Source organism: Prochlorococcus sp. ALOHA_ZT_50 (assembly GCF_022447305.1).
In the GTDB taxonomy this organism is placed as follows: domain Bacteria; phylum Cyanobacteriota; class Cyanobacteriia; order PCC-6307; family Cyanobiaceae; genus Prochlorococcus_A.
In genome coordinates this window covers 69416-87433 of the sequence record NZ_JAKVCI010000007.1, presented here as the reverse complement: position 1 = coordinate 87433, position 18018 = coordinate 69416, and the positions used below count along the sequence as shown (strand labels likewise).

Sequence of the window (18018 nt, the reverse complement as noted above, 5' to 3'; positions counted from 1 at the left end):
ATTTATAAAGATTGCTGAATTACTGTAAACAATTTTATCAATTAGAATTATCACATAACTTTGTGATAGCAATGGATTAGATAGAAATTGCAAATTTTAATAAATTTGAAATTTTAGAATTTCTTTCGATTCTATTCACTTTTTCTTAACAATCAAAGGATTAATAGAAACAAATAATGGTTCAAATTGGAAGAATATTGTATTCAGATTGCCATTATAAGTTTAGAAAATTGAATTTTTTCAGTAATCAAATAGGAATTAAGTTTAAAATTTTTCATTTCTCCAAAATGTTTAAACTCATAATTTTGTCTATATTAAAAAAAATTTAAGTATCTATGAAAAAGAAGTCTATTATCTATTCTGATTTATCAAAAAAACAACTAGAAACTCTTAAAGAACTTTACATTCAAAAAAAAGTTGAATCGATGAGTCATCAAGAACTTAAACAATATGTATTAGAAATTATTTCTCATCAGATAAACGATACTATTGGCAAAGAAGAGGAAATGGAAGCATGGAGAGAAATGTCAGATTTTTTTGGAGAACAATTTGAAATAAATATCTTAGAAATACAAACAAAATACATTGACGATAAAAACGTAATTGAAACAGAAATAGATTCTCAGAAGCAAAGAATAGAATTACTTGAAAGGAATAATTTAGATCAAGAGAAAAAGGATATGTGGGATGACTAGAATTTCCTGAATAATGTATTAATTCAAACGATATAAACAAAAATATGTCTTAATTTTAAAAAATGAAAATCAATCAAAGAGATTAATTTTATGAAGAATTTAGTAAATGTTCTAATTACTGTTCTAAAAAAAACAATTTTTTTAATTCTTAAAGCATGTTTGAGATATCTTAATAAGATTATTTTTAATGTTCTATATACTGTTCTTAATATTATATCAAATATACTTGATTTTATATTCTGCCAACTACTATTTAACAAAAAAGAGGTCTAAGAAATAAAAAAGTTACCTTTTTAGGGTGACTTTGGATAACTTTTTGGAATTTATAAACTCCCCGGGCGGGATTCGAACCTGCGACCAATCGATTAACAGTCGATCGCTCTACCGCTGAGCTACCGAGGAATATAAAATGAATTTAGCTCTTTAAAGTACCTTATGACAAGTACAATAATTAATTATATTGAAATTTTGATGGTTCTTGCCAGCTAGATAAAAAACCATTTTTCAACTCTGCTACTGCATCAGCATAAGTTAATTCTTCATAACGATGAGTAATCCACAAAGCTGATAAAGGTTTTTTATGGTCACTTGTAAGATTTTTAATAGTTTGTAAAACTTTTAATTGGCTGGTTTGATCAAGTAACGCTGTAGGCTCATCTAAAAGAATAAAATTTCTATTACTAATCAGAGCGCATGCAATAGTTAAGCGTTGTTTTTGTCCACCGCTCAAAGTATGAACTGGCCTTTTTTCAAAACCAGTCATTCCTACCTGATCAAGCACATATTCAATTTTTTTATTAATTTCATTTTGACTTATATTCTGATTAATATTAATCAGAAGTTCACTCCTACAATTTGGCATCAATATTTGATGATCAGGGTTTTGAAACACCATGCCAATATTTGCATTAGAGTCAATGACGCCATTTTTGGGTTTGATTATTCCATTAATTAATTTTAAAAGAGTACTTTTTCCGCTCCCGTTTTTACCTACGACCATCCAAAATCCAGGTTTTTTTATTGAGAAGTTACATTTAAAAATTAAATTTTCTTTTTCTCCAAGATATGAAAAAGAAACATCTTTGAATTTAATATGAGGTATTTCATTTTCAAGGGAATCTCGCATTAATTCTATCAATCTATGTTGAGAGAAAATCCTGGTCTTTTAGCTCCTCCTGCTACTGATGATTTTTCATATATCTGAACAGAAATGATTTCTTTAGCTCTTACAGCAATTAATTTATCTTGCACTTTGTCACACCTTAATTCGATCAAGTTTGAGGATTCTAAAGTTTCATTCATAGAACTTTTTATTTCATCATAAATTCGTTTAACATCATCAAATTCTTTCTTCTGAATTGAAAGTGGAAAAGGTGAATATCTCAGACTTAGTTCCAACGAATACATAATCATAATAAAAACTACCTCTTATATTACTAAATATTTTTCCGCAGGAAGTTATTTAAATTAAATTCTTTTGAGAAAATTATATAAAAGATCTTTAAATACAATTATTATGAATATAGGAGATTTTATTTTGCATTTTAAAAAATAATTTCATGGAAATAGCAAATGATATAACTTCTCTAGTTGGAAATACCCCATTAGTTAAATTAAATCGAATCAGAAAGTATTTTGATTGTTATCCAGAAATAATAGCCAAACTAGAAAGTTTCAATCCATCAGCGTCCGTTAAGGATCGGATCGCTTATTCAATGTTATGTAAAGCTGAAGAAGAAGGATTGATAACACCAGATAAAACAACGTTAATTGAAGCAACTAGTGGGAATACTGGCATCGCATTAGCAATGGTTGCTGCAGCAAAAGGCTATAAATTGATATTAACTATGCCGGATACGATGAGTATTGAGAGAAGGGCAATGTTGAGAGCATATGGAGCTGAATTACAGCTAACACCAGGGAAAGACGGAATGAAAGGAGCTTTAGATTTAGCTAATGAGTTGTCTTCAACCATTGCAAATAGCTATCAATTTAATCAGTTTGAAAACTTTGCTAATCCAGATATTCATGAAAGAACAACGGCTCAAGAAATATGGTCCCAATCCAATAACAATTTAGATGGACTAGTTACAGGAGTAGGCACAGGAGGAACAATTACTGGTTGTGCACGTTTTTTGAAAAAAGTTAATCCAAATTGCAAAATTTATGCCGTAGAGCCCAAAAAAAGTGCTGTGATTTCCGGAGAAAAAGCAGGATCTCATTCGATTCAAGGAATTGGAGCGGGTTTCGTACCAAAAGTTCTTAATACTAAATTAATTGATGAAATTATAAAAATAGATGACGATGAAGCATTTTATTATGGGCGTTTATTAGCTAGATTGGAAGGCCTTTTATCTGGCATCAGCAGCGGTGCAGCTTTAGCAGCAACTATAAAAATCGGCAAAAGAAAAGAACTAATGAATAAAAGATTGATAGTTATTCTTCCAAGTTTTGGAGAAAGATATTTATCAACAGCAATGTTTGAATCTAATACTTCAATTCAAGCCAGAAAAGATGGTTATCTTTAATGCATAATTTATAAAAATGGAAAAAAATTTATATGAAGAATTAGGTCTCAAAAAAAATGCAACCAGAAGTGAAATTAAATCTTCATATCGCTCTTTAGTTAAGCAACATCATCCTGATGCAGGCGGCAAGAAAGAACGATTTCTTGCAATACAAAATGCCTGGGAAACTCTAAATGACCCTATCAAAAAGAAACAATACGATAGCAGTTTTTTCTCTTCCAGTTCATCATTTGATTCATTAAATGAAAATTGGGAAGAGAAATTTAATTCAAAAAAATATAATTCTTCAATTAAGGACAAAGAAGTTGAAACATGGATTAAAGAAATTTATAGTCCGATAAATAGATTAATTAGTCAAATAATTAAACCTTTGAATAACGAAATAAAAGAACTATCTGCGGATCCATATGATGACCAACTAATGGAAAATTTTTGCAGTTACATAATTCTTTCACAAAAGAAAATAGAAAAAGTTGAAAAAATTTATAACAAAAAAATAGTTCCAAAGTCTATTTCAGCTTTAGGCCTCGATCTTTATCATTGTTTTTCACAAGTTAAAGATGCGCTATCAGAATTTGATAGATATACACAAGGATACGTAGATAATTACTTATTTGATGGCAAAGAAATGATCAAAGAAGCAAAAAGAATACAATCAAAGATGTCTATAGAGAAAAAAAATAAAAACTTTTAGATATAAAAATTTTATTGAGTATATTCTTTAAGTTGATCTAATTTCAACCAAACATCTGGAACAGGTCTGCGCCATCGAACCTGAGCATATTCGTCTTTGACTGAAAGAATCTCTCCAGGACCTTCAAAGACATAATTAGGTAGATCATCATCACTGGCTAGCGCTTCGATACTTTTTATATAATTTTCTCTATCGACAAAAACTAAGCTTCCTTTCTTGAGAGGTTTCTTTGGAATAGAATCTGTCATAATAAATTCAAGAAAGTTATTTGAAATTTATTATACAAAAACTTGTTTGAAAAATATTGAAAAAAATTTATACCGGAATAATAATTACAAACGTCTAAAAAATTTAATAGCCTTAAATGATAAACATCTATAAGATATGCGTCTTTTACTACTTGGCTGCACTGGATTTGTTGGTAAAGAATTAGTACCAACACTACTCAATGAAAATCACGAAATATACATTGTAAGTAGAAAACCCATTAGTAAATTAAAGCTTGATTTAGATTTCAATAAGTTTAAATTTTTTCAAATAGATTTATCAAAAGAAAAAAACTGGAATAACGAAAATCTTCTAAATATTTTAAGAGAGACAGATGGAATTATTAACTTGATGGGAGAACCCATAGCAGAAAAAAAATGGACTTCTGAACAAAAACAGGAGATTGAAAATAGTCGTATTAACACCACGAAATTTATGATGAAGACCCTTAAAAATTTAAAAATAAACCCAAAAGTCATTATAAATGGATCAGCTATAGGTTATTACGGTACAAGTTTGTCTGGTGAATTCACTGAAAATAGTATTGGAGGAAAAGACTTTTTAGCTAATCTTTGCAAAAAATGGGAAGCGGTCGCTGCTGAAAAACCATTTTTCTCAAGGTTAGTTATTTTTAGAATTGGAATTGTTCTAGAGAAAGACGGAGGAGCATTAGGAAAAATGCTCCCTATATTTAAAGTTGGATTAGGTGGACCAATTGGAGATGGTAAGCAATGGATGAGTTGGATTCATAGAACTGATTTATGTGCATTAATTACTCAAGCATTAGTTGATAAAAAGTATTCGGGAGTATTTAATGCTGTTGCACCAAATCCAGTATTAATGAGAGAATTTTCTCAGACTTTAGGCAAATGTCTGAATAGACCTAATTTACTTCCAGTGCCTGGAGCGGTTTTAAAAATATTGTTAGGAGATGGAGCGAAAGTTGTTTTAGAAGGACAAAAAGTAATTAGCAGTAAAATCAAAAATTATAATTTTAAATATCCTCTTCTTGAGAAAGCAATTTACGCCTCCACCAAGAATTAATACCGTTTACTAAAGCACCAATAATAAGAATTGTTATCAATGGAACTACAAGAGGATTCCAAACTATCTGAATAAAATTAATAAAAATAAATATCCCATTAAATTGCATGATGATTGCAAAAATAAAAAATATTGCAAAAAAAATGACTGTAAATAAATTTATTAATAACAAATTATCGATAATTTGTTTTAACTTATTTTGATTATTCTCCTTAGTCATTTTTTATAACAATATTCATATCATCAACCATTTTAAGACAAGCTTTGTTTTCACCCAGTCTTTTTTTAGCATTTTCATTACATGAGATCATAAACTTCTTATTTAGCTGTATAAGATATATTATTTTTATGATCAATTTAATTGTCTGATTGATTTGATCATTTTTATCTTTATAATTACTGGCACAAAAAACATATTTTCCAAGCAAACGTCTTTGCGCTTCTGCAAAAGTTTTTGTAAATTGTGGACCTTTACCTTCAATCTGAATAACCGGTTTTCCTAATCCAATCGCTTGCTCTGCTGCTGTTCCTGCCATGCTGATACAGCATCTACTTTTCAATAATATTTTGTCAAAATTATTCCAATATATATTCACTTCTAAAAATTTATATTGGAATTTCAAGAGATTATTATCTTTTATATTTTCTATTTTTAACCATCCTCTTTTTTGAAATATCTCCTTTATTTTTGATGAAGATAAAGCATTAACTATTGCAAAATTAAACTGAATTTTTTGAAAATATCTTAAATCTGACAATGCCTCTAATACCTCTAAAATCAAAACAAAATTATCTAAAATCTCAGGGAATCTACTTCCTGGAAATAATCCAATACTAAATTCATCTTTATTTAATTCTTTGTTTCTAGGAAAAAACTTATCCATAAATGGGTTGCCTAAAAAAGACACTTTCTTTTTTAACTGCAAAGTTAAATCATTAGCTGTAAGGGAATCTCTCGTATATATTTTTTTTGCTTTTTGTGAGAGCAAGAAAAATTTAGAAGGCCATGGTAATTTCAACTTCCCTTCATAATGGCTGGAATAAGCAACTAGATATGTAAAAAAATCTTTCTTACAAACCCATGCAAAAAAAACTGGCACAATATCTCCAACTACAAAAAAATAATCATATTTTTTTCTTATTTTAAAAGTTAAATATAATCTTTTTAGAAGATAAAATATTTCTCCTCCTAATATCTCAGTAAGTCTTCCCTTAAAAGAATTATAACCAATTCCTCCAGTTCTAAATTCCTTAGTTTTACCGATAATCTTAATTTTTTCTTTTTCGTAATGGTTTCCCATACCAACAATTGGCAAAGCATGAACAGAATAACCACTTTTTACGAATTGTTTAGCTATTAGACTGCCAGATAGATCTTCTCCATGCCCATTACTTAATATTAAAATTTTAAACAATTTAAAATTCCAACCATTTTTTTACTTTGGTTAACTCAGGCCAATCTGGATATCTACTTAATCCGTCTTCAACAGATTCTTTCAACTCACTTTTCACATCTGGCATCATCATAGACATTTTTTTTATTAACTCAATATGATCCCTAACACCTTTATTATTGGTAGCCAAAAGAGCTAAAGACAAATTCATTCTTGCTTGTGGATCTTGCTGATTTAATCGAACAGCTTGTCTGGCAGCTGACAAAGCTTCTTCATTATTTTTCAAAAGTAATTGAAGCCATGATAAACAAGTCCAAGCAGCAAAATGATTTGGAATTTGCTGTATAATTTTTTGAAAATCTTGAACGATTGGAATTAAATCTTGCCCTGCTTTATATCTTGATAAAGCTGCATTAAAATCCTCTTCGATGGGATTAATTTCGTTATTCATTATTTATTAAACTGCAAAAGAGCTTCCACAACCGCAAGTTTGAGAGGCATTGGGATTTACAAAATTAAAGCCACCTCCAATTAATTCCTTACTAAAATCTAACTGCATTCCATAAATATATAAAAGACTTTTAGGATCACAAACTACTTGAAAGCTTTGATCAGCTTTTAATGAATAATCATAAACTTTATCATCGGGATTTATTTCATCAGTTCCTATAAAATCCATCGTATAACTCATCCCACTACAACCGCCAGATCTTACTCCTACCCTTAGTGCTTTTTTATCACTTTGGCCCTTCAATAAATTTGAAATTTGTTCTATAGCATCATTCGTAATTAAGATACCTTTGCCATCATCAGAATTTTTAATTTCCTGTTTAACTTCTACATTTTCCATAAACAAGGGATTTCTACTATTTATAATATAAAAACTTAATCGATAGGATGCATAGAACAAACGTTATCCAAACTTGATTTGTTATAATTCTAAGAAAAAGTGAAAATTGCAATAGTTGGTTCTGGATTAGCTGGTCTTACAGCAGCAGTCAATTTAGTTGATGAAGGCCACGAAGTAGAAATTTACGAGAGCAGGTCATTTTGGGGAGGTAAAGTAGGAAGTTGGGAAGATAAGGATGGCAACCACATAGAAATGGGTTTACATGTATTTTTTTACAATTATGCAAATCTTTTTAAATTAATGAAAAAAGTGGGAGCTCTAGACAATTTACTCCCGAAAGATCATACTCATCTATTTATCAATAATGGTGGTAATTTAAAATCGTTAGACTTCAGATTCCCTTTAGGTGCTCCATTTAACGGACTTAAAGCTTTTTTTACCACCGAACAACTTACTTGGGTAGATAAGTTCAGAAATGCCTTAGCTTTAGGGACAAGTCCAATCGTTAGAGGATTGATAGACTATGAAGGCGCAATGAAAATAATTAGAGATCTAGATAGAATTAGTTTTAAAGAATGGTTTTTAAACCATGGTGGAAGTGAAAAAAGTTTAGAAAGAATGTGGGATCCTATCGCATATGCATTAGGTTTTATTAATTGCAAAGATATTTCAGCAAGATGCATGCTAACTATATTCATGATGTTTGCTTCAAAAACAGAAGCCTCAAAACTTAATCTTTTAAAAGGTTCTCCACATAAGTGGTTAACTCAACCTATTGTCGACTACATCACAAACAAAGGAGCAAAAATACATCTTAACCATAAGGTAGAAGAAATCATTTATGAAAAGGAATCTTCCTCTTATTCAGTAAATCAATTAAAAATATCTTCTCCTGAAGGAATTAAGGCAGTGTTTGCAGATAAATTTCTAGCTGCCTGTGATGTTCCTGGAATAAAAAAAATAATTCCAAAAGAATGGTATCAATTTAAAGAATTTGAAGGTTTAAAAAAACTTAGAGCTGTAGCTGTTGCCACAATCCAATTAAGATATGACGGTTGGGTTACTGAATTACAAAAAGATAATACTGGAAACGAACCAATTGGACTAGATAACCTTCTTTATTCTGCTGATGCCTCTTTCAGTTGTTTTGCTGATTTAGCACTAGCAAGTCCAGCAGACTATAGAAAAAAAGATATGGGATCGCTTCTCCAATGTGTTTTAACTCCTGGCGATAGATGGATGGGAAGATCCACAGAAAGAATTACAAAAGAAATAGATAAAGAGGTTCGCCGTCTATTCCCATCCTCAAAAAACCTTAAATTGCTTTGGAGTAACGTGGTACAAATTCCACAATCACTCTATAGAGAAGCTCCCGGTATGGAACCTTTCAGACCCGATCAAAAAACATCTATATCTAATTTCTTCATGGCTGGTAGTTATACAAAACAAGATTATATAGACTCTATGGAGGGAGCTACAATGAGTGGTCATTTAGCTGCCGCCGCAATTTTAGAGAAGAAAGCCGAATTAGCAAAAAATCTTGCAGTAAGTTAATTAATGGGTACTTGGCTAAAACATGACGTAATAACAGTTGTTAATGCGCCTCTTGAAAATGTATGGGATACATGGAGCGATTTAGACTCAATGTCACTTTGGATGAGCTGGATTGAATCTGTAAAAACAGTTGACGAAGAAACTAATACGTTACCAGATTTAACAGAATGGACTTTAGCTGCAAATGGCTTTAGGTTTAAATGGAAAGCTCAAATTACAGAAAGGGTTGAAAAAAGCAAACTTAAATGGAAATCAATAGGAGGTTTACCAACTGAGGGATCAGTAGTTTTCGAAAGTAAAACTGATCAAATCACAACGGTAAATTTAGCAATAACTTATGAACTACCAAAAATGATTGCTCGGTTTATGGAAGAAAATATTTTAGGCAAAATGGTTACAAACGAATTACAGGCCAATATTGATAGGTTCAAAGATTTAGTTGAAAAGAACTATACAAAAAATTTTTCTAATTAAAAATATTAATTGCTACATCTAGTAGTCCTTCAAAAGTATATTTTTGTGCCTGACTATCAACTCTTCCAAAAATCTTGTTACATATTTTTGTTGTCTGAGGTCCAATAGTTAATAACTTAATTTGATCAAAATATTCTAACCATTGTTTACCAAGTTTTTTTTCTAGTAAAAAAGCAGCATTTACTACGGTTTTACCGCTTGAGAAAATAATTGCATCGACTTTTCGATTAGAAATAATATCAATTGTTTCTTCCGGAATTGATTCAGGACATCTAGTTTCATATGCAGCAACCTCAAATACACGAGAACCAGCCTTTCTAAATTGATCTGCAATTAAATCCCTACCACCTGTTTGAACTCTTGGTACAAAAACTCGAAGTCCATAACCAGATACTGGGAAATTATCAATTAAACTTTCAGCAACAAATTCTGGAGGTATGAAATCAGCCTTAATCCCAAAATCATCAAGAGTTTTTGAGGTTTTTTCTCCGACTACGGCGATTTTTGTTTTTTTAGAACATTCTTTTAATGAACTATTAAAGTATCTAAGTCTTTTATCCACAAATTTGATCCCATTACTACTGGAAAAAATAATCCAATGAAAATCATTTATTTGATTTAATGCTTCGTCAAGAGGATTCAAATCATCAGGATCACCAATACTTATTGCAGGCAAATCAAATACATTAGCGCCCTTGCTTGTGAATATCTTTTTTATATCCAATATCCCTTCTTTTGATCGAGTAATAATTATATTTCTTTGATCAAGGGGTAGATCAACTTTTGGCATCCTTGTCCTCAACATTATTATTTTGATTTTTATTTTTTAATTCATCGAGAAGTTTCAAGACTGATAATCCTTTATCAAGAACAACATCGTCTTTAAAAATTATCTCTGGAACTCTTCTCATCTCAATTCTTTTTCCTAAACTATGCCTTATAGAGCTTTTAGCAGTATTCAAGTTTTCAACAATCTCTTTCCTCACTTTCTCTTGAGCAGTTGAAGTTATATAAATTTTACAGTGTTGCAAATCACCTGATAAATCAATCTTAGAAATATTGACGAAATGATCTCTAATAAGATCATTTTCCAAATCATTCTGCAAAATAAGGGTTATTTCTTTCTTCAAAAGAGAAGAAACTTTTGCAAGACGGTAATTATTTGGCATTATGGTTGTAAATTTATTGGGTTTGTCATCGCTTGCAAGACAAAATAAACAGTTATGAAAGCACTTAAGACAGAAGATATCAAACCTACTATTGTGAGTGGATTTGATCTATTCTTGAATAAAGGTTCAAGCAAAGCAACAAGTCCCCCAACAATGATAGATATCAAATACTTTGGATATCTCGCAACATTAGAGAAAAATTCGCCCATCAGCTCCACAAATAGATTACTTTTTTAGCTAAGTTTTAACAAACATTAAACAGCATGATTACATTATATCAATTTAGGCATAGTGCTTTTTGTTTAAAAACAAGAATGGCTCTTCATGCAAAAAAACTACAATATCGAGTTGAAGAAGTAACACCTGGAATAGGCCAATTTGAAATCTTTAAATTATCAGGTCAAAAACAAGTACCTGTAATAGTCGATAGTAATGATCAAGTTATTAATGACTCTTCAACTATTTGCGAATATATAGATAAAAAAAATGATAACAATCCACTCTTTCCTGAGGACCCAATATTATTTGCACAATGCAAACTAATTGAAGACTGGGCAGATACTACAATGGCTACAACTTGTAGAAAAGCTTTAATAAAATCTGCAATAGAAAATCCACAGCTAAGAACTGCATTACTTCCAGATGAAATACCTTCTTCAGTTAAAAGTATTGTTGATAAATTACCTTTTGAAAATCTTAGTAAAATTTCTAATGTAGTTTTGTCTTCTAAAGATAATTTAGAACTCCAAAAATTACTGGAAGCTTTATCAAAATCCTTGATCAACAAGAAATATTTAGTTGGAGATAGTTTATCAATTGCAGATATTTCAATTGCTGCTCAATTATCCCTTCTTAAATTTCCAAAGTCTGCAGGACCAATTCTTTCAGGAGAGGGGAGCCAAGAATACATAAACAACCCTTATTTAGAAAATCTTTTCATTTGGAGGAACAACTTAGAAGAATATCTTTTTAGTGCTAACTCTCAATAAATTCAAACTTCAATTTATATTTATTTGTTTTTATAGCATGAATAGAAGGATCACCAACTTTTGAACCATAAGAAGCAACATATTGCACTCCACAAATTGATGGTTTGATTGAATTATCAACTTCCAATATTTCTTCGGAACATTTTTGAAATTTACTAATGGTCTCTACCTGATTAATCCTTGAAGCACCTGGCTTATGTGCTGTTTGTATAACTAGCTCATCTGCGAAAAAAATATCATCATCTTGGATCTGATTTCTCCCTGTAATTCTTGAATCGATATAAAAATCATCTTTTAAATAAGTAATTTGATTATTAATAGATTGAGGATCATTTACAACCTTGATTAAGGTTTCACCAAATATTGCTTTTCCAATAGATTCAGAATTTTTTGCACGATTACCAACAATTAAATCTGAATCATTCTTAAAGAAATTTACTTTATAAATAACTGGCTCTTCTGAATCATTAACTATATCTTGAGAAGTAACAAGCCAATTCCCCTCGAACCATTTAGGATAAATTAAATCCTTAGAAGTATCCGATAATTTAAAATTTGGCAAATATAATTCTGGCCATTGATTTACACGATTTTCCAAAAACTCTCGTACGTTAGAATCTACTAGAGCAAAAGAACTTTCTAAAAAAATTCCTTGAAAAATCAAGCAAAGAATTAATCCAAGAAGAATTTTCATTATGTCAAATCCACTAATAAGAGCATCAGATCATTATGTATTATTAGAGCCAGATTCAAAAGAAAAAATTGTATCAAAGCAAGAAGCAATTTTATGGTTGAAGAATTGGCTTAGTAAGACAGAAACACAAACAATATATCAAAATATAGAAGATCCTGATCAGGAATTTTTTGAAGAATTATTGGAAAGCACTTATGAATTAGAAATAAAATTAGGATACGTTATCAAATGGTTTGCAGTAAGAATTGAACCAGATTAACTAATTATTTCTTTATGAATTGCATTAATTATTTTCATAGCAACTTCTTCAATATTTTCTTTTTTTACTTGAATTCTTAAATCTGCTTGAGAATACAAATTTTCTCTAGATTGAAAAATGCTCATATATAAATCATTTAGATTCTTTCCCTGAAGAAGTGGCCTATTTTCAATTTCATTTTTCAATCTTTCAATTGCTATATCTTTGTCGAGATCTATCCAAGCAATTATTCCCTGTCTTAAGATTCCCCAGTTTTCCGATTTGGTAACTATTCCTCCCCCAGTTGAGATTACTAATGAAGGAATTTTGATAGTTTCTTTAAGGCAGTTTGCTTCTAATTCACGGAAATTATCTTCTCCTTCATCATTAAAAATTTGATTGATAGATTTTTTTGCCAACTTCTCTATTAATGAATCTAAATCAATGTATTTATACTTCAATAATTCAGCCAGCTTCAAACCAGTTTGTGACTTACCAGAACCCATCATTCCTATTAAAAATATGCTTCTGCCCTTTAAAGTATGAACTGTTTTTTTGATAATGGATTGTTCCATAAAGACAAAAGCGTATTTAAAACCTTAAGATAGTATTATCGCAGACAGGTATGACTTCTACACAATCCAAACCATTACATGGAAAAGGACGTGAATGCGTCATAACTCGACGTGCCTGCTTTAGTTCTAGTCACCGTTATTGGCTTCCTGAAAAAAGCCCAGAAGAAAATTTATCTCTTTTTGGAAAGTGCAGTATTGCACCAGGTCATGGTCATAATTATGAACTTATTGTTTCAATGGGTGGAGAACTAGACTCTGATGGAATGGTACTTAATCTCTCTGATGTAAAACACTCTATTAAAGATAAGGTTACTGGACAATTAGATTTTCGTTTTTTAAATGATGTCTGGCCTGAATTTAATGTTAATAATCAAGAGGGTATACTTCCCACAACTGAAGCATTAGTAAAGGTCATTTGGAGTCGTCTAAAGGATGATTTACCTCTTACAAGTCTAAGACTTTATGAAAACCCAAATTTATGGGCAGATTATTTTGGAAAAAACATGGAAGCATTTTTAACAGTACAAACTCATTTTGCAGCCGCTCATAGACTTGCAAAAGAAGAGATATCCTTTGATGAAAATAAAAAAATCTATGGGAAATGTGCCAGAGTTAATGGACATGGTCATAACTATCTTGTCGATATAACTGTAAAAGGAGACATTGATAAAAGAACAGGAATGGTTTGCGACTTATCTGCCCTCCAAGAGATAATTAACGATTTAGTTGTTGAACAACTAGATCATACTTTTCTTAATAAAGACATCGAATTTTTCCATAATTGTGTTCCAACTGCTGAAAATATAGCTTTATATATTTCTGATATTCTTAAAAAACCAATACATAACCTTGGTGCAACATTACACAAAATAAGACTCCAAGAGAGTCCAAATAATGCTGCAGAAATTTATGTTGATCAAAAGTTAACCAATTCATTGAAGTTGAAATTTGAAAATAGTTTAGTCACACAAACTTGAGTATCCCAAGAGTAATAATTGTTATAGCATCTAGTCTTGATGGGAGAATTGCATTTCCTGGAGGTGGAGAATCGCATCTTGGAAGCGAAGAAGATAAAAAAATGTTAAATCAACACTTATCAATGGTTGACGCCACCATTTTTGGTTTAGGTACTTTAATAGCTCATCAATCAACTTACCTAATTAAAAATCTCAATGATAATGACGAAGTAAATATATCAAAAAGCCAACCAATTTCTATAGTTGCTTCAAATAGCAAAAAATTTAACAGTAATTGGAAATACTTTCGTCAACCAATTAGAAGATGGCTAATAAGCTCAAGTAAAGTTGATAATTCGTCGAATAATGACTTCGAGAAACAACTCTTTTTCGAAGATTCATGGAGTAAAACTTTAATTTCACTTAAAAAACAAGGGATAAATGATCTAGCTCTTTTAGGAGGTGCAAAACTTATAAATTCATTTATAAAAGAGGATCTAATAACAGATATAAAAATTACAATAATTCCACGAATTATTGGAGGTAGATATACATGGATCCCTCCAGAACAAACAAATGAGATTTTTAATCTCAAAAGACTATGGGAAATAAAATCAATTAAAAATTTAATGAATAATGAAATCCATATTCATTACAAAAAAATTTGAAATAGATTCAATAATAAATGAACCAAAAAATACATAAAGTTGAAGTCAAATTGTCAATTAAGGAAATCTCCAAGGAGATATGGAATGAATTAGCAAATGAAATCAATAATCCATTTTATGAATGGACTTGGCTTAAAAACCTTGAAATATCAAAAAGTGTTTCAAGAGAAACTGGTTGGCAGCCTCTATATTTTGTTGCTTATAAAAATGAAGAAATATTAGGAATTGCTCCACTTTTTTTAAAAAATCATAGCTATGGAGAATTCATTTTTGATCAATCATTTGCAAGATTGGCTCAAGAGCTGAATTTAAATTATTACCCTAAATTAATTGGAATGAGTCCTTATAGTCCTGTAAATGGATATCAATTTCTTTATAAAAAAAATAAAGATAAGAAAGAAATTACAAATTTACTCATAAACCATATCGAAAGCTTTGCGATTACAAACAAAATTTTAAGTTGTAATTTTTTATATATTGATGAAAGCTGGGGCAACCATCTTAAATCTTTGGGATACCATGAATGGATAAATTCCAGCAGTGAATGGAGGAGTAATGGAGAAAAAACGTTTGATGATTTTCTTTCTAGATTTAACTCTAATCAGAGAAAAAATATAAAAAAAGAGAGGAAATCAATTACTAAACAAGATATTAAAGTAGAAATTTTTAATGAAGATGATATCAACCAAGAAATCCTCAAAAAAATGCATAATTTTTATGAACAGCATTGTTCGAGGTGGGGAGTTTGGGGAAGTAAATATCTAACATCTACATTTTTCGAAACACTGGTTGATAATAAAAAAAATCTTTTACTTTTTAGTGCATCAAAACATGATTCAAATGAAATTTTTGCTATGTCGATGTGCGTTAAAAATCAAAACAACTTATGGGGTAGATATTGGGGTAGTCAAGAAGAAATATCTAATTTACATTTTGAATTATGCTACTACCAGCCAATTGAATGGGCAATAAAAAATAGTATCCATTTTTTTGATCCTGGAGCGGGTGGTAAACATAAAAGGCGGAGAGGGTTTTTTGCAAAAAGCACCATTAGCTTGCATAAGTGGTTTGACAAAAATATGGAAAATATAATTTATCCTTGGCTAAATGAAGTGAATAAACAAACCGAGATGGAAATTGATTTTGAAAATAAATCTATACCCTTTAAATAAAAAATTATTCGGCTTTACCAAAGATTATATTAGTAATATAGTTTGAAATTAAATTCCCAAAATGGATTCAAGTCAAAGTTTAGATGAAAAAATAAAGATTGATAATAATCTATCCAACCGATATATAGACTTAGATCCAAACGGTTATTTTATTATAAAAGTAGATTTAGAAGAAAATAAAATAATTTTAGAGCACTTTCTAAATAATATTAATGATGACGGATATGCGCTTGACCCAGAAACAAATGAACCAATTAAATGCGACTCTCAAAATAAAAGAGTTAGTAATGAAGTTTTTAAAGGTATTAGTGCGAAACAACTTGGAATATTGATCACTGAAGAAAGAAATGACTTAATAACCAGATTCGATCATGCTCTATATTTAGGCCGGGAACTACAAAAAGCAGAAGAATGTTTATACAAAAAATTACCATATATCCAAGATTAAGAAATTAAACGAAAAAATCTAATCTTTTCATCTGATGTTAAATTAAATAAAAATAAAAAAATTAATGAACATCATTTTCTATTTTGCATTTATTGGTTTTGGTTTTGGAGCTGCTTTCGCATTAGATAAGCTCTTAAGAGCAGTTAAATTAATTTAAAAAACTACAAAATTTTAATAGTCTCTCCATACAAATCATATTCATCCGCAAAAGAAATATTTGCTTCAACAAATTTACCAATATAATTTTTCAAATCAATTTTATCTTTAACAGATAAAATTACAGTTCCGTCAATTTCAGGCGCGAAATTGTAGGACCGACCTATTAATTCGTTATTATCTGATATTTTTTCTACCAAAATCTTCATTTTTGAACCAACATATGTCTGATTTTTATCTTTAGAGATATTTTGTTGAACTGAAATAACGTTATCTTTTCTTGCCTCTGCAACCTCTGGAGATACTTTATTTGGCAAATGAAAAGCTGCAGTTCCTTCCTCAGGAGAAAAAATAAACACTCCCACATGATCAAATTTGTGCCTATCCAAAAATTCGAGAAGATGTTCAAAATGTTCTTTTTTTTCTCCTGGGAAACCAACAATGAGACTAGTTCTTAATACAGCAGATGGAATTTCTTCTCTAATTTTCTCCAAAATTGATTCATTCAAAGAAGCCTGCCAAGGTCTATTCATACTCTTCAACACATCTGGATGACTATGCTGAAGTGGTAAATCAAAGTAAGGCACTATATTCTTTGAATCTTTGAAAGCTCTAATAACTTCATCAGTTAAACCTGTTGGATAAGCATAATGTATCCTTATCCAAGGAATTGGAACTTTAGAAAGCTCATTCAAAAGTTTGGCTAATGATGGTTTTCCATAAATATCTTGACCATAATTAGTTGTTATTTGACTAATTAATATGATTTCTTGAATACCCTTTTTTGCAAGACTTTTGGCTTCTGAAACTATAGATTCTATTGTTCTACTTCTTTGAGGACCTCTCAACTTAGGAATAATACAAAAAGCGCAATTATAGTTGCAGCCTTCAGCAATGCGAAGATAAGCAACAAATTTATTTTTATCTACAAAACGAGGCATTTCCTCATCTGCAATAAATTCAGGTATTTTTGAAACTTCATTAACGATTTCCCCTTTTTCTACTCTGTCTAAAACCTTGGCTATCTTTTGATAATCTCCTGTTCCAACCAAACCTTTTATTTCAGGGATTTCTTTTATAAGCTCATCTTTAAAATGCTGAGCCATACAGCCTGCAACTATTACTTCCTTTCCTTGATTTGTATATTCTAGAATTTTTCTAATAGATTCTTCTCTAGCTGTTTCAATAAAACTGCAAGTATTTACAACAACAACATTTGCATCATTTATATTGCTGTCAACTTCATAACCCTCTTTATCTAATAAGCCTTGCATATGTTCAGTATCAACAAGATTTTTCTCACAACCAACATGACTGAATGCAATCTTAGATAGTTTTTTTTCTTTTACATTGAGACTATTTTGTTTCACAACTTGAAAAATAAGAATTAAAAGATTTAAACAGCATTTCGTATATAACTCTCATGCCAAGATAATATTAGGATAGATAATGT

26 protein-coding genes and 1 tRNA gene are annotated in these 18018 nt (G+C 30.2%); 13 read left to right on the top strand and 14 right to left on the bottom strand.

What is annotated here, in order from left to right:
* Nucleotides 1-335: 335 nt before the first annotated feature.
* On the top strand, nt 336-695 hold the full coding sequence (locus tag MK115_RS02325; RefSeq protein ID WP_079299526.1) for a DUF7326 family protein: 360 nt from the start codon (nt 336-338) through the stop codon (nt 693-695).
* A gap of 330 nt (nt 696-1025) precedes the next feature.
* On the opposite strand, the gene MK115_RS02320 is transcribed toward MK115_RS02325, so the two are convergent.
* From MK115_RS02320 to MK115_RS02310, 3 genes are all read right to left on the bottom strand, one after another.
* Nucleotides 1026-1097: transfer RNA gene (locus tag MK115_RS02320), tRNA-Asn, on the bottom strand.
* A gap of 49 nt (nt 1098-1146) precedes the next feature.
* Complete coding sequence (locus MK115_RS02315) at nt 1147-1821, bottom strand: ABC transporter ATP-binding protein (RefSeq protein ID WP_287608807.1); 675 nt, start codon at nt 1819-1821, stop codon at nt 1147-1149.
* Nucleotides 1822-1829: 8 nt separating this feature from the next.
* A complete protein-coding gene (locus MK115_RS02310) occupies nt 1830-2102 on the bottom strand; it encodes a UPF0367 protein family (RefSeq protein ID WP_075448395.1) in 273 nt (90 codons plus the stop codon).
* Between the two features lie 152 nt (nt 2103-2254).
* Here MK115_RS02310 and cysK point away from each other — a divergent pair, with 152 nt between their 5' ends.
* The gene (gene cysK / locus MK115_RS02305) at nt 2255-3223 is read left to right on the top strand and encodes a cysteine synthase A (protein WP_077141912.1); all 969 of its coding nucleotides are present in this window, start codon (nt 2255-2257) and stop codon (nt 3221-3223) included.
* 16 nt (nt 3224-3239) lie between these two features.
* A complete protein-coding gene (locus MK115_RS02300; protein ID WP_287608803.1) occupies nt 3240-3917 on the top strand; it encodes a J domain-containing protein in 678 nt (225 codons plus the stop codon).
* Between the two features lie 11 nt (nt 3918-3928).
* Here the strand turns inward: MK115_RS02300 and MK115_RS02295 are convergent, their stop codons facing one another.
* On the bottom strand, nt 3929-4165 hold the full coding sequence (locus MK115_RS02295; RefSeq protein WP_025890279.1) for an NAD(P)H-quinone oxidoreductase subunit O: 237 nt from the start codon (nt 4163-4165) through the stop codon (nt 3929-3931).
* A gap of 136 nt (nt 4166-4301) precedes the next feature.
* Here MK115_RS02295 and MK115_RS02290 point away from each other — a divergent pair, with 136 nt between their 5' ends.
* Nucleotides 4302-5228, top strand: a complete 927-nt coding sequence (locus MK115_RS02290) for a TIGR01777 family oxidoreductase (RefSeq protein WP_287608801.1) — start codon at nt 4302-4304, stop codon at nt 5226-5228.
* Here the strand turns inward: MK115_RS02290 and MK115_RS02285 are convergent.
* Genes MK115_RS02285 through MK115_RS02270 form a run of 4 tightly spaced genes read right to left on the bottom strand, consistent with a single transcriptional unit; the run spans nt 5179 to nt 7472 of the window.
* Complete coding sequence (locus MK115_RS02285; RefSeq protein WP_025890277.1) at nt 5179-5448, bottom strand: DUF8620 family protein; 270 nt, start codon at nt 5446-5448, stop codon at nt 5179-5181. The two genes, MK115_RS02290 and MK115_RS02285, sit on opposite strands and share 50 nt — an antisense overlap.
* The gene (locus MK115_RS02280; RefSeq protein WP_287608795.1) at nt 5441-6643 is read right to left on the bottom strand and encodes a lipid-A-disaccharide synthase-related protein; all 1203 of its coding nucleotides are present in this window, start codon (nt 6641-6643) and stop codon (nt 5441-5443) included. The genes MK115_RS02285 and MK115_RS02280 overlap by 8 nt, the downstream gene beginning before the upstream one ends.
* Before the next feature lies 1 nt (nt 6644).
* Nucleotides 6645-7073, bottom strand: a complete 429-nt coding sequence (locus MK115_RS02275) for a tetratricopeptide repeat protein (protein WP_025880236.1) — start codon at nt 7071-7073, stop codon at nt 6645-6647.
* Nucleotides 7074-7079: 6 nt separating this feature from the next.
* Nucleotides 7080-7472: a HesB/IscA family protein gene (locus tag MK115_RS02270; protein WP_025941176.1), complete on the bottom strand. Its 393-nt coding sequence runs from the start codon at nt 7470-7472 to the stop codon at nt 7080-7082.
* A gap of 99 nt (nt 7473-7571) precedes the next feature.
* Between MK115_RS02270 and zds the strand changes: the two genes are divergently transcribed.
* Together zds and MK115_RS02260 are read left to right on the top strand one after the other, a co-directional pair.
* The gene (gene zds / locus MK115_RS02265; RefSeq protein ID WP_025880230.1) at nt 7572-9026 is read left to right on the top strand and encodes a 9,9'-di-cis-zeta-carotene desaturase; all 1455 of its coding nucleotides are present in this window, start codon (nt 7572-7574) and stop codon (nt 9024-9026) included.
* A gap of 3 nt (nt 9027-9029) precedes the next feature.
* The gene (locus tag MK115_RS02260) at nt 9030-9500 is read left to right on the top strand and encodes an SRPBCC family protein (RefSeq protein WP_032515877.1); all 471 of its coding nucleotides are present in this window, start codon (nt 9030-9032) and stop codon (nt 9498-9500) included.
* Here the strand turns inward: MK115_RS02260 and MK115_RS02255 are convergent.
* The 3 genes from MK115_RS02255 to MK115_RS02245 are packed head-to-tail and all read right to left on the bottom strand — an operon-like array spanning nt 9493 to nt 10878.
* On the bottom strand, nt 9493-10290 hold the full coding sequence (locus MK115_RS02255; protein WP_287608789.1) for a uroporphyrinogen-III synthase: 798 nt from the start codon (nt 10288-10290) through the stop codon (nt 9493-9495). The genes MK115_RS02260 and MK115_RS02255 overlap by 8 nt on opposite strands.
* Nucleotides 10277-10669 carry a 30S ribosome-binding factor RbfA gene (gene rbfA, locus MK115_RS02250; RefSeq protein ID WP_287608787.1) on the bottom strand — a complete coding sequence of 131 codons (393 nt, stop codon included), beginning with the start codon at nt 10667-10669 and terminating at the stop codon, nt 10277-10279. The genes MK115_RS02255 and rbfA overlap by 14 nt, the downstream gene beginning before the upstream one ends.
* Nucleotides 10669-10878: a DUF751 family protein gene (locus MK115_RS02245; protein ID WP_002806502.1), complete on the bottom strand. Its 210-nt coding sequence runs from the start codon at nt 10876-10878 to the stop codon at nt 10669-10671. The genes rbfA and MK115_RS02245 overlap by 1 nt, the downstream gene beginning before the upstream one ends.
* Before the next feature lie 54 nt (nt 10879-10932).
* On the opposite strand from MK115_RS02245, the gene MK115_RS02240 reads away from it, so the two are divergent.
* Nucleotides 10933-11658, top strand: a complete 726-nt coding sequence (locus MK115_RS02240; protein ID WP_025931273.1) for a glutathione S-transferase family protein — start codon at nt 10933-10935, stop codon at nt 11656-11658.
* Here MK115_RS02240 and MK115_RS02235 read toward each other — a convergent pair.
* A complete protein-coding gene (locus MK115_RS02235) occupies nt 11645-12352 on the bottom strand; it encodes a DUF6816 family protein (protein ID WP_287608784.1) in 708 nt (235 codons plus the stop codon). The two genes, MK115_RS02240 and MK115_RS02235, sit on opposite strands and share 14 nt — an antisense overlap.
* Nucleotide 12353: 1 nt before the next feature.
* Between MK115_RS02235 and MK115_RS02230 the strand changes: the two genes are divergently transcribed.
* Nucleotides 12354-12611 carry a CRR7 family NDH-1 assembly protein gene (locus MK115_RS02230; protein ID WP_011375677.1) on the top strand — a complete coding sequence of 86 codons (258 nt, stop codon included), beginning with the start codon at nt 12354-12356 and terminating at the stop codon, nt 12609-12611.
* On the opposite strand, the gene MK115_RS02225 is transcribed toward MK115_RS02230, so the two are convergent.
* Nucleotides 12608-13165: a shikimate kinase gene (locus MK115_RS02225; protein ID WP_287608783.1), complete on the bottom strand. Its 558-nt coding sequence runs from the start codon at nt 13163-13165 to the stop codon at nt 12608-12610. The genes MK115_RS02230 and MK115_RS02225 overlap by 4 nt on opposite strands.
* A 50-nt stretch (nt 13166-13215) precedes the next feature.
* Between MK115_RS02225 and MK115_RS02220 the strand changes: the two genes are divergently transcribed.
* From MK115_RS02220 to petL, 5 genes are all read left to right on the top strand, one after another.
* Nucleotides 13216-14142, top strand: coding sequence for a 6-pyruvoyl trahydropterin synthase family protein (locus MK115_RS02220; RefSeq protein ID WP_287608782.1), 927 nt, complete (start codon nt 13216-13218; stop codon nt 14140-14142).
* On the top strand, nt 14139-14789 hold the full coding sequence (locus MK115_RS02215; RefSeq protein WP_287608781.1) for a dihydrofolate reductase family protein: 651 nt from the start codon (nt 14139-14141) through the stop codon (nt 14787-14789). Before MK115_RS02220 ends, MK115_RS02215 begins: the two co-directional genes overlap by 4 nt.
* Nucleotides 14790-14806: 17 nt before the next feature.
* Complete coding sequence (locus tag MK115_RS02210; RefSeq protein ID WP_287608780.1) at nt 14807-15961, top strand: GNAT family N-acetyltransferase; 1155 nt, start codon at nt 14807-14809, stop codon at nt 15959-15961.
* Between the two features lie 61 nt (nt 15962-16022).
* A complete protein-coding gene (locus MK115_RS02205; protein WP_287608779.1) occupies nt 16023-16409 on the top strand; it encodes a DUF4346 domain-containing protein in 387 nt (128 codons plus the stop codon).
* Nucleotides 16410-16473: 64 nt separating this feature from the next.
* On the top strand, nt 16474-16566 hold the full coding sequence (petL, locus tag MK115_RS02200; RefSeq protein ID WP_011375671.1) for a cytochrome b6-f complex subunit PetL: 93 nt from the start codon (nt 16474-16476) through the stop codon (nt 16564-16566).
* 4 nt (nt 16567-16570) lie between these two features.
* On the opposite strand, the gene rimO is transcribed toward petL, so the two are convergent.
* The gene (gene rimO / locus MK115_RS02195; RefSeq protein ID WP_287608778.1) at nt 16571-17935 is read right to left on the bottom strand and encodes a 30S ribosomal protein S12 methylthiotransferase RimO; all 1365 of its coding nucleotides are present in this window, start codon (nt 17933-17935) and stop codon (nt 16571-16573) included.
* Nucleotides 17936-18018: the final 83 nt, after the last annotated feature.